The organism is Mucilaginibacter sabulilitoris (assembly GCF_034262375.1).
GTDB classification, from domain to species: domain Bacteria; phylum Bacteroidota; class Bacteroidia; order Sphingobacteriales; family Sphingobacteriaceae; genus Mucilaginibacter; species Mucilaginibacter sabulilitoris.
The window spans coordinates 4515262-4532401 of the sequence record NZ_CP139558.1 but is presented as its reverse complement, the minus strand read 5'-3'; the positions used below and the strand labels follow the sequence as shown (position 1 = coordinate 4532401).

The 17140-nt window shown below is 42.5% G+C and carries 10 protein-coding genes; 7 read left to right on the top strand and 3 right to left on the bottom strand.

The window, feature by feature from the left end:
• Positions 1-77 precede the first annotated feature (77 nt).
• From SNE25_RS19325 to SNE25_RS19315, 3 genes are all read right to left on the bottom strand, one after another.
• A complete protein-coding gene (locus SNE25_RS19325) occupies positions 78-1085 on the bottom strand; it encodes a YncE family protein (protein ID WP_321560639.1) in 1008 nt (335 codons plus the stop codon).
• Between the two features lie 65 nt (positions 1086-1150).
• Positions 1151-2398 (bottom strand): sensor histidine kinase, encoded by a 1248-nt coding sequence (locus tag SNE25_RS19320; protein ID WP_321560638.1) that lies wholly within the window; start codon positions 2396-2398, stop codon positions 1151-1153.
• Positions 2395-3072, bottom strand: coding sequence for a response regulator transcription factor (locus SNE25_RS19315; protein WP_321560637.1), 678 nt, complete (start codon positions 3070-3072; stop codon positions 2395-2397). The genes SNE25_RS19320 and SNE25_RS19315 overlap by 4 nt, the downstream gene beginning before the upstream one ends.
• A gap of 261 nt (positions 3073-3333) precedes the next feature.
• On the opposite strand from SNE25_RS19315, the gene SNE25_RS19310 reads away from it, so the two are divergent.
• The 7 genes from SNE25_RS19310 to SNE25_RS19280 all read left to right on the top strand — a co-directional run bounded on the left by SNE25_RS19310 (position 3334) and on the right by SNE25_RS19280 (position 17124).
• A complete protein-coding gene (locus SNE25_RS19310) occupies positions 3334-4032 on the top strand; it encodes a phosphatase PAP2 family protein (protein ID WP_321560636.1) in 699 nt (232 codons plus the stop codon).
• Between the two features lie 278 nt (positions 4033-4310).
• Entirely contained in the window at positions 4311-5315 is a 1005-nt protein-coding gene (locus SNE25_RS19305; RefSeq protein WP_321560635.1) for a LacI family DNA-binding transcriptional regulator, read from the top strand.
• A gap of 239 nt (positions 5316-5554) precedes the next feature.
• Positions 5555-8764 carry a SusC/RagA family TonB-linked outer membrane protein gene (locus tag SNE25_RS19300; protein WP_321560634.1) on the top strand — a complete coding sequence of 1070 codons (3210 nt, stop codon included), beginning with the start codon at positions 5555-5557 and terminating at the stop codon, positions 8762-8764.
• A gap of 20 nt (positions 8765-8784) precedes the next feature.
• The gene (locus SNE25_RS19295) at positions 8785-10605 is read left to right on the top strand and encodes a RagB/SusD family nutrient uptake outer membrane protein (protein WP_321560633.1); all 1821 of its coding nucleotides are present in this window, start codon (positions 8785-8787) and stop codon (positions 10603-10605) included.
• Positions 10606-10667: 62 nt separating this feature from the next.
• Complete coding sequence (locus SNE25_RS19290) at positions 10668-11870, top strand: glycoside hydrolase family 172 protein (RefSeq protein WP_321560632.1); 1203 nt, start codon at positions 10668-10670, stop codon at positions 11868-11870.
• A gap of 259 nt (positions 11871-12129) precedes the next feature.
• Positions 12130-15366, top strand: a complete 3237-nt coding sequence (locus SNE25_RS19285) for a SusC/RagA family TonB-linked outer membrane protein (RefSeq protein WP_321560631.1) — start codon at positions 12130-12132, stop codon at positions 15364-15366.
• An 18-nt stretch (positions 15367-15384) separates the two neighbouring features.
• Positions 15385-17124: a RagB/SusD family nutrient uptake outer membrane protein gene (locus SNE25_RS19280; protein ID WP_321560630.1), complete on the top strand. Its 1740-nt coding sequence runs from the start codon at positions 15385-15387 to the stop codon at positions 17122-17124.
• Positions 17125-17140 lie beyond the last annotated feature (16 nt).

Below are 17140 nucleotides of genomic sequence, written 5' to 3'. Positions count from 1 at the left end.
CAATAAATAATAAAACCCAGACAAGCATGCCTGGGTTTATAGCTTAGCACAATGATTAATTATAGTAGCTTGACTACTTAATTTGATAATTTATATACCAACACCTTAAAGGTATTCGGCAACGCCTTGCGTGTGCCTTGTTCAAATTCGGCAACGCTTAAATAAATTTTATGTGTTTGGTTATCAAGGGTGAGTGTTCTGGCTCTCTGGGGCGTTTTAAGCGTCTGGAGCACGCTATATTGATCTGCCGATTGTTGCTTAATAATAGTTGTTGTTCCATCTCCGCAAGAGCAAAATATGAGTTTGGTTACAGCATCATAAGCTACAGCATCAACACCGGCACCAATAGGCAAAGTTGCAATTACTTTACCTGTATTAATGTCAATGACACTCAGCCCTTTATTTTCGCGACAAACAGTAAACAGACGCTCGTTTTTAGCATCCAGCGCCAGACCGGTAGGGCCCCCGCAAGGCGTTAAGGGATAGTTTTTAATTACTTTTAATGTTTTACTATCAATTACGTTGAGACTGCTCTTATCTTCCAGGTTATTATAGATTTTGCCTTTGCTATCAGTTACCGCAAACTCAGGGGCACCACCAAGCACTACCGTACCCACTTGTTTCAATGTATTGGGATCTATAACAGACGAGTTGTTACTGTCCCCGTTAAAACTGAAAATACGATCAGCAAACGGGTCATACATAATCGCATCGGGGCCATTGGCATTTGTTAAAGGAATGGCACTGATAACTTTAAGTGTTTTTAGATCGAAGGCTACAATAGCGTTGACCTTGCCATCACTGATAAAACCCCGGTTGGTTTTATTATCAATGGCGATACCGTGAACGCCATTTAAATTACCGATAATACCAGCTGGTTTTTCTGTTTTGAGATCAATAACGTTTACTGCCGTACCATGCGAAACATATAAGCGATTGTTTAACTTATCTATCGACAGGTAATCGTACCCACCATCGCCGGGCAGGGGAATAGTTTTATCTAATACATAAGTTTGCGCGTGCAGAAAATGCGGAGCCAGGCTTACCGAAGCCGCCAAGGCGAGTCTTAATATGATTTTTTTCATTTATATGATTTATAAATAAATATCAATCCGAAATCTGTAGAAAGTTTGTAATAACAATAACGCAGTCAATAACCTATACTGAATTGATGGTAAGGTTGCTTAAAGTTGTAATCAAGTGAAAGATTGAAGTTTTCGCAGATCTGTTTGGATATAGTGAGGCCAAGTCCGCTACCTTCGGAATGAGATGATTTATGAAAACGGGTAAAAATCTGATCTTGTTTTAATGGAAATTCATCACCTGTGTTTTCTATCATTAAGCATTCATTGGTTAGGGTTACCCTGATTTCACCGCCGTTATAGTTATGCCTGATCGCGTTGCTGAGTAAATTGCTCAGTAAAATCTCCATCAGGTACCGGTTGGCATAAACCTGCTTTTCATCAAGATTATAAGAAATATTCAGATTCTTACTCTGGAATATTTCCTCAAATTGAATGATCATTTCTTCGGTAAGCGCCTTTAGGTTTACCAGATGCTCGTCTTTTAACAGTCTGTTCTCTACTTTCACAAGCAGCAGCATGGATTGATTTAAACGGGTTAGTCTGTTAACTGCTCCGTAAAGGTCAGTTAATAACTTACTTTGGCCTTCGCTCAAATTTTCGGTTTGTATCAGCGTATCCAGTTTTGAGTTAATGATCGCAATAGGGGTGAGTAGCTCATGCGATGCGTTTTCTGTAAAGCTTTTAAGGTTTTGATATTCCTGCTTTACCCGGGTAGTCATTGCCGAAACTTCTTGGTGCAGTTCATTAAACTCATCTACAGAACTATCCAGTTGCGGAATATTTCGGGTACCGGATACATGAAATAGTTTAAGTTCACCGAGTATATTATAAAAAGGTTGCCATAGCCGGTTCAAAATAAGTCGGTTAGTGATAACCAGGGCCAAAAGCAAGAGCAGGATAACGCCTATGGTAATGCCGAATATGATCTGTATAAGGTATTCGGTTTCGACCTTTGATTCCACAATTAAAATCTTATAGTAAGCATGGCCCATATCAATAAAACTGATCAGGCCTCTTCCAGATTCAGGTTCATTATATTTTTTGTAATAAGTTGTATTGATAAACTGCCGGGTGATGGAGTTTTTTGGAACCTGTTTAAAGCTGATCTGTTGATCTGGTGACTCAAATACCTGCGGTAACTTGTGGTTTAGTTTTACATAATCGAAAATTTCCTGTTCTTCAACTTCCAGCGCTTTGTCTTTTTCATTGATGAGAATCGAACTAATGGCCAGGTAATATATCCCACCGGTTATCAGCATGATAATAATAGCGGCAATTAAATTTACACGGTTATATTTATCTAAAAGTTTCATTTATCGTTAAACTTATAACCCATGCCATATGCAGCCTGTATATAATCATTAGCTCCGGCTTCTATCAGTTTTTTACGGATGTTTTTTATGTGCGAATAAATAAAATCAAAATTGTCGGCCAAATCTATGCCATCACCCCAAAGGTGCTCAGCGATTGCGTTTTTGGATACTACTTTGCCTTTATTAGCTATAAAGTAAATCAATAAAGCAAACTCTTTACGGGTAAATTTTATGGGAACGTTTAAAACCGTAACTGTTTTAGCCGACAGATCAATACTGATCTCGTTAAATTGTAATATATTATTGCCATCGTACATTTTTCGCCTTGTGATGGCAGAAACCCGGGCTTTAAGTTCAGACAAATGAAAGGGCTTAACGAGGTAATCATCCGCGCCAAGATCCAGTCCTTCCAGCTTGTCATCAAGTGAGTTTTTAGCTGATATAATCAGTATTCCATCCTTATTATTGTTTTTTTTGAGGGTTTTAAGTATCTCAATACCGCTTCCCCCGGGCAGGGTAATATCAAGCAAAATACAGTCATACCTATAAAGATTAATTTTAGCCATGGCAACGTGATAACTGTCTGCTGTTTCACAGATATTGCCGGCTTCCTGAAAGTATGCTTCAATACTTTCGCGTAATCCTTCTTCGTCTTCAATGATTAATATTTTCACTTCTTTTCTTTAAAAATACAAGCCTAATTTGGATACATTTTGGATTTAATTGATTTTCAGTTACAATTTTAAGTCATCATTTGAACTGGCTAAGGTTCGGTTTGAAAAAGCTACAGAATAAATTCAGAATTGTGGTTTAACATTGGCTTTATAGTTATCTTACTTTAGCTTAATGTAGTCATGTTTTTTAAAAAATTCATTTTTATTCTTGTGATTTTTCCAACAATATGTTTTGCGCAACAACCGGAAATTACAGATTCTTTGAATATTACGCACAAGAATAAAACAATCGAAGAACAAAATCATTCCATTGTCGCTTATATTCCTCCGTCTGTGTTTGTTGCCTGGGGTATACTTTCCTTTCATGTCAAAGGTATCAGACAAATTGATTTTAATGTGTATAATGATATGCAGCAGGATCATCCTGGTTTTAAAACACATGCCGATAATTATCTACAGTATGCTCCAGCTGCAATAGTATATGGCTTAAACCTCGCTGGTGTACATGGCAAGCATAATTTTGCCGACCGCACAGCGCTTTATGTTCTATCTGAAGGTATTTTCGCCGGTTCAACTTTCACGGTTAAAAATTTAAGTAAGCGTAGCCGCCCAAGTGAGGCCGATAAATATTCTTTTCCGTCAGGACATACCGGTAATGCATTTGCCTCTGCTGAATTTTTAAATCAGGAATATGGTGATATTTCACCCTGGTATGGCATCGCCGGATATTCGATAGCGGCAACAACCGGGATATTGAGGGTTTATAATAACGCCCATTGGTTTAGCGATGTGGTGGCGGGAGCAGGAGTGGGTATACTTTCTACCAAACTTGCCTACCTTGTTTATCCTTGTATCAAACGGCAATTTTCATCTGGAAAACAGGATAATGAAAGTGGAACGATGATTATGCCGACTTATCAGAACCGGGTTTTGGGCTTCACTTTTGTAAAAGTGTTATAGTTTGGGAATAGAAAGAATATCGGTTCGAAACCGTTTCACTTGAAGATCCTTAACTTATATTAGGTGTCTTATTTTGCCAATAAACTTCAAATAATTCTTCAGTTTTGGTAACAGAGAACTATATCGTTTGATATTTTGCAAAAAAATATATCAATTTTATAGTAAATTCACAAAAAGTTATTTTTTATTAACTAATCTGCTTTTTTTAATAAAACAAATTATATTTGCATAAATGAATACGTATTCATTTATGCTTTAATTCTTTATAACCATTAACCTTGAATAAAAAAAATTACACTTCGCAGGATGTTGCGGAACTGGCGGGCGTATCACAGTCTACTGTTTCCAGGGTTTTCGCGGGCAATACCAATGTATCAGAAAAGAAACGGAAAAAGATACTGGATGCCGCTGCCAAGCTGGAGTACCAGCCTAATGCACATGCCCGGAGCCTGATCACCCGGAAAACCATGATGATTGGTATTGTGATGCGCAATATTCGTAATCCTTTTTATTCGGCGGTTTTGGAGATATTTCATAATCGCTTATCAGCTTTGGGGTATCATTTGATATTCATCAACTCCGAAAACGAGGAGATCCAGGAAAAGGAAATCACCCAGCTGCTGGAGTACAATGTAGAGGGCGTTATCATTACCGATGCACTGTTATCATCATCGGCATCACAAAAGTTTAACCGGAACGGCATTGTGGTGATCCTGTTTAACCGTTATACAGAAAAGCTGGAAAGCAGTGCTGTTTTTTGTGATAATTATCTTGCAGCCAAGCAAATAGCAACATACCTGGTAGAGATGGGGCATAAATCGTTTGCCTTTATTTCAGGCCCTTCAGATACTTCAACTACTATTGACAGGTTAAAGGGCTTTAAGGAAGTACTTGATGAGAGGAACATCAGCGACCTGGTAATTGAGCCGGGTAATTACACCTATGAAAGTGGTTTTAAAGCCGCTCAGGAGCTAATAACAAGAAACAAAAATATTGACTGTATATTTTGCGGTAATGATATTATTGCATTAGGTGTAATGGATGCCATAAGGGTTATTGGGTTAAAGATTCCGGAGGATGTATCCGTGATAGGCTTTGATAATATACGTATGTCCGAATGGCCTTCATATTCGCTTACAACATGGGAGCAGCCCCTGGAAGAGATGGTTGACAGCACGGTAGAACTCATGCTCAAAGAGATTAATGATAAGGATTCGGCACCGCAAGTGATTATGATGAAAGGGCATCTCGTTGTCCGGACATCTGTAAAAGCTAAAAAATGACCCAGTCATTTTTTTTGATTTAATTTTTTTTGAATACGTATTCAAAAAAAATTATAGGTAATCTTAACTAACATAAACGATATAAAACAATAAAAAATGATCAAAAATGAAAGAATTTAACAAAAAACCGCCCTGAAATGATAACAAAACGAAGCTGTTTAGTGCAGCTGTGATAATCATTGATATGGTTGTCCCGAATAATTAATAAATACCAAACATAAACCAAACTTTATTAATTTATGCGAATTTCTACAAAGCCCAGGGTTTTGGATATTGAACCTCCTGTTAACCTTAAAACAAGCTTTTACATTACTAAAAAATATCGGGTTTTATTATTGCTGATGATGGGCATCGGCCAAATAGTGACCATAACAAAAGCCTCTGCAAAAAATACCGTAAATATTAACCATAACAGCATTTACATTACACCGGTCTCCGCGCCCTCATTTGTATTGTCGGGTACGGTTGTCGACGAAAAGGACGAAATACTGCCCGGCGCTACCGTTAAAGTATTGGGCAGCCAAAAAGGAACAATTACTGATGTATATGGGAAATTTCTGATTGAAGTACCCAACGAGAACGATTCTATAGCTGTAACATTTGTTGGCTATAAAACCCAGCACATCAGGGTTGGCAACCGCCGTACCATACGGGTAAAGCTGGTGCCCGACGAAGCCGGCCGAAAACTGAACGACGTAGTAGTTGTTGGTTTTGGTACGCAAAAAAAGGTCTCCGTTACCGGTGCGGTATCAACAGTGAAAATTTCCGATTTGCAACAGATATCAACCCCTTCATTATCAAATGCCATAGGGGGGCGATTGCCGGGTATTATCACCAGGCAAAGCTCCGGTGAACCGGGATATGATGCATCAAGCGTGTATATCAGGGGCTTTGGCACCACATCCGGCGGCAGGGCTCCGTTGATATTGGTTGATGGGGTTGAGCGCGATATGAACAACCTTAATATCCAGGAGGTGGAAAGCTTCTCCGTACTTAAAGACGCTTCGGCTACAGCTGTTTATGGCATTCGTGGTGCCAATGGTGTAATTCTTATCAATACAAAACGAGGTGCAGAAGGGCGGCCAAAGGTAACTTTCCGTACCGAAAGCGCTATGCTTACCGCGCTGCGCCTGCCCGATTTTATAAATAGCTATGAATATGCAGTATTAGCAAACGAGGCCACAGCAAACGTGGGCAAACCCGCTTTCTTTACACCCGAAGAGGTGCAAAAGTATAAAGACCATTCCGATCCGTTTTTATATCCGGATGTGAACTGGATTGACGCCACCCTGAAAAAAAATACTTTTCAAACCATTAACAATTTAAGCCTGCAGGGTGGTAATCAAACGTTTAAGTACTTTACCAATGTGGGCTATACCATTCAGGATGGTATTTATAAAGAAGACCCAACCATTCCGTACCCTACAAACACCAGTGTAAAACGATATAATTTCCGGTCAAATGTGGATGTCAGCTTGTCCAAAAGCTTTTCCATCGCGCTTAATTTGGGCGGTATCATATCAAATGGTAATTATCCGGGCTCAAGTGCCGGCGTTATTTACGATGCCCTGAATTACACACCAAATAACAGTTACCCGTTTAAAAACCCGGATGGTTCTATACCAGGTAAGGGTACCTTCTTGTCCGAGAGCCCTTACACCCGTACCACTCAGGAAGGGTATCAGAAGCAATTTCGCACCACTTTGCAAAGCTCATTAGGCACAAAATGGGATTTGTCTTCGCTGGTTACACCGGGTTTATCCCTTAACGGGCTTTTCTCTTATGATTATTTTAACGAAACAGATAATACACGTCACAAAATACCAAGTACCTACCAGTATTTAGGTAAAGATGCTGATGGGAAAGAGCAGTATAAACTTATCCAAACCGAAACCGCGCTGGGTTTTGGTTACGGTAGTCTTACAAACCGGGCTGTTTATTTAGAAACATCTGTTAATTACGAACGGAAGTTTGGTAAAAGCTCGGTGAGCGGCCTTTTACTCGGGAACAGGCGGGAGTATATCAACCTTTCGGCAATTTACCCGGGTTTAGCATCCATTGACAATATACCGTTCAGAAGACAGGGTTTGGCCAGCAGGGTAACGTATGACTATGATTCACGCTACCTGCTCGAATTTAACGGCGGCTACAACGGTTCAGAGAATTTTCCTGCCGGTAAACGGTATGGTTTCTTCCCCTCAGGGGCATTTGGGTGGATAGTATCTAACGAAAAATTCTGGAATAAGAGTGTCATCAGCTCCCTCAAACTCCGGGGATCATACGGAAAGGTTGGTAACGACCAGATTGGCGGCTCGAGGTTCCTGTTTCAAACCACTATTAATAAAAGCGCCGATAATTATCCCTTCGGCTCCAGCCAGGCTTATCCTACCGGGGCGTTTGCAGAAAGCCGCATTGGTAATGAAGACGTAAGCTGGGAAACATCAACCAAAGCCAATTTGGGTTTGGATATGGAAATGTTTAACGGCAAAATTGTGTTGCAGGTTGATGCCTTTCGCGAACACCGTACCGGTATCTTGCTTCAACGGCAGCAAATACCCAGTTCGGCAGGTTTTGGGGGCAACATCCCTTATGCCAACTTAGGTATTGTAAATAACAAGGGTATTGATGGTAATATCCAGATCCGCAATCGTACCGAATCGGGCTTTTATTACGCTTTCCAGGGTAACTTTACTTTTGCACGCAATAAGATCGTAGAAGACGACTCACCGGTAAAGCCGCTGGCTTATCAAAACTCAAGAGGGCAGAGTATCGACCGCCCTTATGGTTACGTTGCCTTAGGTTTATTTAAAGATCAGCAGGAAATTGACAACAGCCCTTCGCAAACCCAGTTGCAGTCGGTTATCCGCCCGGGCGATATTAAATACAAAGACATGAACGGCGATGGCGTGATCACTACAGACGATCAAACCTACTTTGGTTATGCCCGCAATCCCGAAATTATGTATGGTTTTGGCGTTACGCTGGGTTACAAGAGCTTTGATATCAGCGTGTTCTTCACAGGAGCGGCCCGTTCTACTTTCTTCCTGGGCGGTCGCCCGGTATGGGCGTTTATGGATGGTGTAGGCAATTATAATATCATTAAAGAATATTATGACAACCGCTGGATACCCGGCGCAAATAACGCCAATGCCAAATACCCATCGGTTATTGATGTGAAAAACACCAATAACTATGTTACCAATACGCTGTACGCGGCTAATGGCAACTACCTGCGCCTCAAATCGGCCGAAATTGGTTACAACATACCCAAGGGTTTTTCGCAAAAGTTAGGCATAAGCAATGCCCGCTTTTTTGTGAATGGTACCAACCTGTTACTCTGGGATCATTTAAAGGTGATTGATCCTGAGCAAGACAACAGCAATGGGGTAAGCTTCGGCTCGTATCCGCAGGTACGCACAATGAATGTAGGTCTTCAGGTTACTTTTTAAAACATTTAATTAATAATATTATGAAATTACTTGTAAAATCAATGATGGTTACGCTGTTGCTTTTCGTAACCGCATCATGCAAGAAAGATTTTTTGAATAAGGCGCCCGATGATGACCTTACCATTGATAAGGTATTCGGCAACCGCGATTATGCCCAGAATTTCCTGAGCAACATATATGCTTCGCTACCTAAAGAGCAGCGCCAGGTTGATAACGATACCAAAGGTAATCCTTATATAGGAGCGTCTGACGAAATGGACCAATTTTACGCGCCATCTTTTTCAAACAGTATGAACGCGGGTTCATGGAACCCCACATCTTATGGTAATAATCTTCCCGATCCGTGGACCGAAAATTACAATGCTATCCGTAAAACCAATATTTTTATTGAAAATATTGATAAAGTACCGCTGGATGATTTTTTTACCGAGGCGTTGAGAAGCAGGTTTAAAGGGGAGGCCATATTTTTAAGGGCTTACTTTCATTTTTTACTGATCAGAGTGTATGGCCCGGTGCCCATTTCAGATCATACTATACCGCTCACCGCCGATTTGAAAAGCATCAGACGTGACCCGATTGATAAATGCGTAGCCTTTATAACCTCTGAATGTGATAAGGCAGCTGCCTTGTTGCCTGCGCGCATCACCTCTGATATTGATTATGGCAGACCTGCCAAATCGGTTTGTTTAGCCTTAAAAGCGCGTACATTACTGTATATGGCCAGCCCGTTGTGGAACGGAAACCCTGATTACACCGGACTGGTTGATGATAAGGGGACGCATTTATTTCCGGGCTTCGCAGCCTCGCGCTGGCAGGATGCTGCAAACGCCGCAAAGGCATGTATTGACCAAACAGAAGCCGCAGGTTACGGGCTCTACACCTCGGCCACAAATGATCCGGTTAAAAATTACCAGGAAATATTTTATGTGAATAATAATAAGGAAACATTTTTCTCCTACAACGCTGGTTTGTTTAATGACCATGATGTGTATTCGGAACCCTTGAGTTTACTCGGATTTACACTCAACGCGCCTACACAGGATCTGGTTGATGATTATGAAATGGCTAATGGTACCCGTCCGATAACCGGTTATAATGCCGATCATACGCCTATCATTAATCCGCAATCGGGATATACAGAGACTGGTTTTACAGCGGATGCAGACCCTGGAGGCAAATATGTGGCCGGCACCAGCAATATGTACATAAACCGAGATCCGCGTTTTTATGCCACCATTCATTTTTCGGGCGATATCTGGAAAAGCCGTACTAATGGCCTGGAATTTTGGTTTAACGGGGCCGACGGAAAAAAAGCTGCAGGCTCTGGTAACTATTCAAAAACAGGTTATCTGGTGAAAAAGCTGTGTAATCCAAGCTTTGTTTGGCGGCCGGTGGTGCAGTCGGTATTGCGTACCTGGGTGCTATTTCGTTTAGGCGAACAGTATTTAAATTATGCCGAGGCTTTGAATGAATCACAAGGACCCGTTGGTGATGTATACCGGTATGTAAACCTGATCAGGGCGCGTTCGGGGATGCCGGGGTTGCCTGCCGGGCTTTCGCAAAGCGATATGCGCGAACGCATCAGGCATGAGCGCCGCATTGAAATGGCATTTGAAACGCAGCGGTATTTTGACTGCCACAGGTGGAAAATAGCCGAACAAACCGATAATACCTACATTTATGGTATGAACATTTTGGCCGGCACGTCAAAAACAGATCCTGCATTTTTTGTAAGAACGATAGTTGAAAAGCGTGTTTTTGAAAAGAAGCATTATTTATGGCCAATGCAAAAGCGCGAAACAGATAAAAATCCTAACCTGGTTCAAAACCCCGGTTGGTGATAATTAGTTGGTTAGTTAATACCGGGGGCGAGCCCTGGTATTAACATTTTTTTAAAACAGATATGAATAAAATATTTACCATAGCAACATTGTTGGCGCTTTTTTGCTCTTCGGCGAGCCTCAAAGCCCAGGAATTATATACCCTGCCTGCTGATGCCGATACCCGATGGGTGAGCTTTGAAAATCACACAGGTAAAAAGGGAAAGGGAGGGATGGAGAATAAAACCGCCAAAGGCCATTCAAGCGAATGGGTAAACGCGGGTAAAAGCGTTACCCTGCTTGATTTTGACGGAGCCGGCGTCATTAACCGCATTTGGATGACCATCATTGACCGTAACCCCGAGGCGTTACGTGCCATCCATATTGAAATGTATTGGGATGGTACATCAAAACCTGCCGTATCGGCTCCGCTGGGCGATTTTTTTGGGATCGGACTTGGGCGGATGACGGCTTTTCAAAGTGCGTTGTTTACCGATCCGGAAGGTAGATCATTTAATTGTTACGCGCCGATGCCATTTAAAAGGCATGCCAGAATCGTACTGGTGAATGAGTCGAAACAGAACCAATTGCTATTTTATGATGTAAACCTTACCAAATTGAAAAAACATCCCAGGGATATCGCTTATTTCCATGCCTATTGGAGCAATAGTACCGGCAGAGGGCTTGGAGAAGATTTTGAGATCCTGCCGAAAGTAAATGGTAAGGGGCGCTTTCTGGGAACTAACATCGGTGTAATTGCTGATAAGGTATATGGTGATACCTGGTTTGGTGAAGGCGAGGTGAAAACTTATTTAGATGGTGATAAAGATTACCCTACGTTAAACGGCACCGGCACAGAAGATTATATCGGTTCGGCCTGGAACCTGGGGCCATTCTCACAATTATACCAGGGAGCCACTGTTGTAGATAAGCAAAAGAAGCAATTTGCTTTTTACCGTTATCACATACCCGATCCGATATACTTCCATACCGATTGTCGGGTAACCATACAGCAAATGGGAGGGGCGGGGCGTGACCTGATCAGGGCGATAGCCAAGGCAGGCGGTAAAGTAAAACCGGTATCTGTAATGACAGCCAATGGATTGATAAAGCTTTTGGACGTACCATCATACCCCGATCTTTTTGATGACAAGTTTCCGGCAGATGAATGGGTTAATTTTTATAGGGTGGATAATTATTCGGCAACCGCTTATTTTTATCTTGATAAGCCTGAAAGTAACCTGCCGGCATTGCCTGTGTTGGCCGAGCGTTTAAAGGGGTTGTAGAATAAAAGGAAATATTTTTTCAAATTTATTTGATCGTTAATTTGATTTTTATAAATTTGAATACGCATTCAAAATGCAACCATAATACCTATATAACCCGCGGCGGCTAAAGCCGTGGTTTTACGAATACAAATATTTAGTTTAAGTGCCAGCAGAGCCAATATCAGTTTTAATGTAAATTGATATTAGTCTCAAAGCCTTTTAATAATTGGGGCTTATTATTTTAATTAACAAAGGGATTTAATTAGATTATGAAAAAATGACTACGTATTCAAAATTCTTATTAAAGAAAAAAAACTCCTTGATAGGGGTGTTATTAGGTTTGATTGTATTGGCCCCGGTTAAGGTAAAAGCCGTAACCGAAGTTTATAATTCACCAAAAAGAACCTTCTCTGAAAAGCCGGTCAGAATGGCGATCTCCATAGCCGGTACTGTGGTAGATGAAAAAGGCGAAACGTTACCGGGAGCAAGCGTTAAGGTAAAATCAAGCGGCAAAGGCGTGGTTACCGACACGTACGGAAAATTCACAGTTGATGTCGCGAATGAGAATGATGCCATTACCGTAACATTTGTAGGCTATAAAGCAAAAACGGTGATAGTTGGAAACAGCAAAACACTCACTATTAAACTGGAGCCCGATTTGGAAGGGCAGAAACTTAATGAAGTGGTTGTTGTAGGTTTCGGAACCCAGAAAAAAGTTAACCTTACCGGTGCCGTAACACAGATAAGCGGTAAAGAATTACAGGATCGTCCGGCGGCAAACGTAGGGCAGGCATTGCAAGGCAAGGTAGCCAATCTTAACATTACCACAACCGGCGATCCGGGAGGCCCGGGTACAAACTCATCTTTTAATATCCGCGGTACTACCTCATTGTCTGCTACCGGTCCGCTGTACGTAGTTGACGGTATCCCGGTTGATAATATCAACGACCTGAATGCGCAGGATATTGAAACTATATCGGTACTGAAAGATGCCGCGTCATCTGCCATCTATGGTGCGCGTGCGCCCTACGGTGTGATATTGGTTACTACCAAACGCGGTAAAAAAGGCGAGAAGACGGCAGTTTCCCTGAATAGTATCGTGGGACAAAGCTCTTATACAAGCTTGCCTAAAATGGCCAATTCACTGCAGTTTGCCGAGGCGTATAACGCAGCATCAGTAAACAGCGGTCAGGGTACAGTTTTCTCTGATGATATTATTAATAAGATCCGCGACAATATCAATAAGCCCGGCACCTGGCCCGTAAGTACGCCCGATCCGGCCAATCCCAATAAATACACCTACGCATCGCCCCTGAATACCGATAATGTAGATTGGTTCAGGGAATATTTTAAACCCTGGTCGTTTAACCAAAAACACGACATCAATGTAAGTGGCGGCAGCGAAAACACAACCTACTACATAGGCGCCGGCTATTACGATCAGGGCGGCCAGTTGCGTTATGCCAATGAAGATTTCAGCCGGTACAATGTTACCGGCAACATACGCACCGAACCAACCAAGTGGCTGCGCGTAGGCCTGATAACCAGGTTCTCTAAGCGCAATACCAATCTACCATATCCCTATGCCAGTCAGTTAGGCAACTGGGTGCACATGGCATCAACCAGATGGCCAAATTGGGCGCTGCGCAATCCTGATGGTCAATTCAGTACTGCATCGAATGTAGAGTTCCTCAACAGCGGCGGCCGCAGCAAAAATAATGAGAACGATCTTTCCATTACCGGATCACTGGAAGCTGAGCCTATTAAAGACTGGAAGATAAACCTGGATTATGCCTACAATAACACCGCCAGCCGATACCAGGACCACAGCGCATATGTATACTCCTGGAACGTTGATGGCACGAAATATAACATCGGTCCATCGGTAAATTCGGTAAGTGAGGGTATGATATCTGATAACTACAACACCGTCAACCTGTATTCATCCTATCTCAAGAATTTCGATAAACATCACTTTAAAATACTGGCAGGTACACAGGTGGAGGTTTACAAAGGCTACAACGTAAGCGGCAGCCGGTCAGATCTGATCACCGATGATCTGCCATCCATCAGTACCGCAACAGGTACGCAATATGCCTATGATATTTTATCGCAATGGGCTACCATCGGCACATTCGGCAGGTTTAATTATGATTACGATGAAAAGTATCTGATTGAATTTAATGGTCGTTATGATGGTACATCCCGTTTCAGGGAAGGCAGCAGGTTTGGCTTTTTCCCGTCGGTGTCTGCAGGGTATAACCTTGCCCGCGAAAATTACTGGGAGGGCCTGAAAAATACCATTAATGAGTTTAAACTGCGTGCATCTTATGGTTCGTTGGGTAATCAGAATGTTGCTAACTACCAGTATTTAGCAACCATACCTATCGGCACTAATATAGGGTATATCCTGAATGGCGAACGACCAAGCTACCTGAATTCACCGGGACTGATCAGCCCCGATCTTACCTGGGAAACTTCCCGTACACTTGATTTCGGGCTCGATGCGTCGTTTCTGAAAAGCAGACTTAATTTAACATTTGATGTTTATACCCGCACTACATTGAATATGCTGGGGCCGGCCTCGGTGTTACCGGCAGCACTTGGCGCAGCAGTGCCTTATCAAAACAATGCTGACTTGAAAACAAAGGGTTTTGAGCTGGGCCTTACCTGGCGTGACCAGATCGGGTCTGACTTTAACTACAACGTATCTGTGGTTTTGTCTGATTACAAATCCCGGATTGTTAAATACTACAATCCAACCAATTTGTTGTCAAACTATTTCCCCGGTAACCAGATTGGCGATATCTGGGGCTTCCAAACTGCCGGGCTGATCAAAACGGACAATGATCTGGCCAGTATGCCCGATCAGTCGTACCTGTTTGGCCGCTGGACTAAAGGCGATGTGCTCTATACTGATTTAAACGGCGACAATAAAATCAACATAGGCAATAACACTCTGGCCAATCACGGCGATTTGAAGGTTATAGGTAACAGCACTCCGCGGTATAGTTACGGCATTAACCTCGGCGCCAGTTGGAAAGGTATTGACTTCAGTATGTTTTTGCAGGGCGTAGCCAAACGCGATCTGTGGCTGGGCGGCGGCAGTGCGGGTAATAACTCGGGCAACCTGTTCTGGGGCTTTACGCCAAACTTTGGTAACAACGTTTACCAAACCACGCTCGATTATTATTCAGAAAGTAACCCCAATGCTTATTGGCCTACGCCTTATGTATCATCGGAGGGTGCAAAAAATCACCAGATACAAACGCGGTACCTGCAAAGCGGGGCTTATATGCGCCTCAAAAACCTGCAGGTGGGATATGATCTATCCAGGCTACTAAAGCATTCGGGCCTGCGCAAGATCAGGATATATTTTACCGGCGAAAACCTGCTCACTTTCTCAGGTATCAATAAAAACTTTGATCCGGAAGTGGTAAGCGGAGGCTGGGGAACGGGTAAAATATACCCTTTGCTCAAAACATATTCACTGGGAACTAACATCAATTTTTAAATCTAAAAAGGTATCGACATGAATAAGCAACTGACATTAGGTTTTTGGATGTGTATGGTAATTATAACTTTTACCTCCTGTAAAAAAATATTAGATAAACCACCCCTTGACCACATTACCGATCAGCAATTGAATTTTACAGCTACAGAAATGAAACTGTACTCCAACCAGTTTTACCCGGCGTTTCCGGGATGGGCGCCGAATGTTTATACCGGGGGGATATTCTGGCTGGATAATTCGTCAGACAATATGGTGCATGGCAATTACAACTACAATTCGCAATTGGCGGGCACAGGTGTTGTGCCTGCCTCAGGTGGCGGTTGGGATTGGGGCAACATCCGGGCAGTGAATTATTTCCTGGCCAATTACCATAAATCGCCGGATGCGCCTGCAACAACTAATACCTACGTGGGCGAAATGTATTTCTGGCGGGCATGGTTCTACTTTAATATGCTTAAGGCGTTTGGCGATTTACCCTGGTACAACAAGCCGCTTAATGTTGATGATATGGAAGCCTTGCAGGCGCCAAGGCTCAAACGGAACATCATAGCCGATTCTATTTTGAATGATCTGGATAAGGCGGTGAACCTGTTGGCTATTCCGGGTAAAGAAGAGCCGTTGCGGTTAAATAAGGGAGCGGCGCTAACTTTCCAATCAAGGGTAGCATTGTACGAAGGCACCTGGGAAAAGTACCATGCCGGAACATCTTTTGGCGTAACAGGTAACGATTATGCTAAATACCTCCGGAAAGCAGCTGACGCAGCCGGAGCGCTTATCGATGCTAATTATTATTCCATTACCCCAATTACCAATGATCCAAAATTTGGTTACTGGCGCCTGTTCAATCAAAAAGATCTTTCAACCAATAAAGAAATGATCTTATGGAAAAAGTTTGATAAGGCGCTGAACCTTATACATTTCGGACAAAATATGCTAGCTTATGGCGGCGGTAATACCGGCTTGTCAAAACAACTGATTGATTATTATTTGTGTACCGATGGTAAACCCATAGCAGTAAGTAGTTTATATAAAGGCGATAATACTACAGCCGACCAGGTAACCAACCGCGATCCAAGGCTTTCACAAACGATACTGCTGCATGGTTATCCAAGAATTATAGCTAATGGCGACACTACCGGCAAGTTTAACCTACCGGATATTAACCAGCCAGGCGATGGCCGTTGTACCACAGGCTTTGAAATTTTTAAAGGTATAGCGCCGGATGACGCCGACGGAACCGGCAGCTCAACCGCGAGTATCATATTCAGATATGCGGAGGCGCTTTTAAATTTCGCCGAAGCTAAAGTTGAATTAGGCGAAGGTACTCAGGACGTGCTCGACAAAACCATCAATGTGCTGCGCGACAGGGTTAGCATGCCGCATTTAACTGCCGGCGTAGGTTTTACAGACCCCAACTGGGAATTTAAAAGCATATCACCACTGTTGAACGAAGTAAGACGCGAGCGCCGGATAGAACTGGCTATTGAAGGTTATCGCTTTGACGACCTGATGCGCTGGGGCGCTACCCAACTAATTAAGAGACCGTTGTACGGCGCAAAATACCAGCAATTTGTAGGGCAGCCGTTTAATCCGCCTTTATCAAACATTCCGGTTTCAAGTGATGGATATATTTTTCCGCTGAAAAACAGTCCTGCGGTTAACGGCTGGCAGTTTAACCCCGACCGGGATTATTTACTGCCCATACCATCAAATGAACTGGTGCTTAATAAAAACCTGAAACAAAACCCGGGCTGGTAAAGCCTTTTAAATAACT

Excerpts from the sequence above, each read along its gene's own strand:
- SNE25_RS19325 (WP_321560639.1), bottom strand. The coding sequence starts at position 1,085 with ATGAAAAAAATCATATTAAGACTCGCCTTGGCGGCTTCGGTAAGCCTG.
- SNE25_RS19320 (WP_321560638.1), bottom strand. The coding sequence starts at position 2,398 with ATGAAACTTTTAGATAAATATAACCGTGTAAATTTAATTGCCGCTATT.
- SNE25_RS19300 (WP_321560634.1), top strand. The coding sequence starts at position 5,555 with ATGCGAATTTCTACAAAGCCCAGGGTTTTGGATATTGAACCTCCTGTT.
- SNE25_RS19295 (WP_321560633.1), top strand. The coding sequence starts at position 8,785 with ATGAAATTACTTGTAAAATCAATGATGGTTACGCTGTTGCTTTTCGTA.
- SNE25_RS19290 (WP_321560632.1), top strand. The coding sequence starts at position 10,668 with ATGAATAAAATATTTACCATAGCAACATTGTTGGCGCTTTTTTGCTCT.
- SNE25_RS19285 (WP_321560631.1), top strand. The coding sequence starts at position 12,130 with ATGACTACGTATTCAAAATTCTTATTAAAGAAAAAAAACTCCTTGATA.
- SNE25_RS19280 (WP_321560630.1), top strand. The coding sequence starts at position 15,385 with ATGAATAAGCAACTGACATTAGGTTTTTGGATGTGTATGGTAATTATA.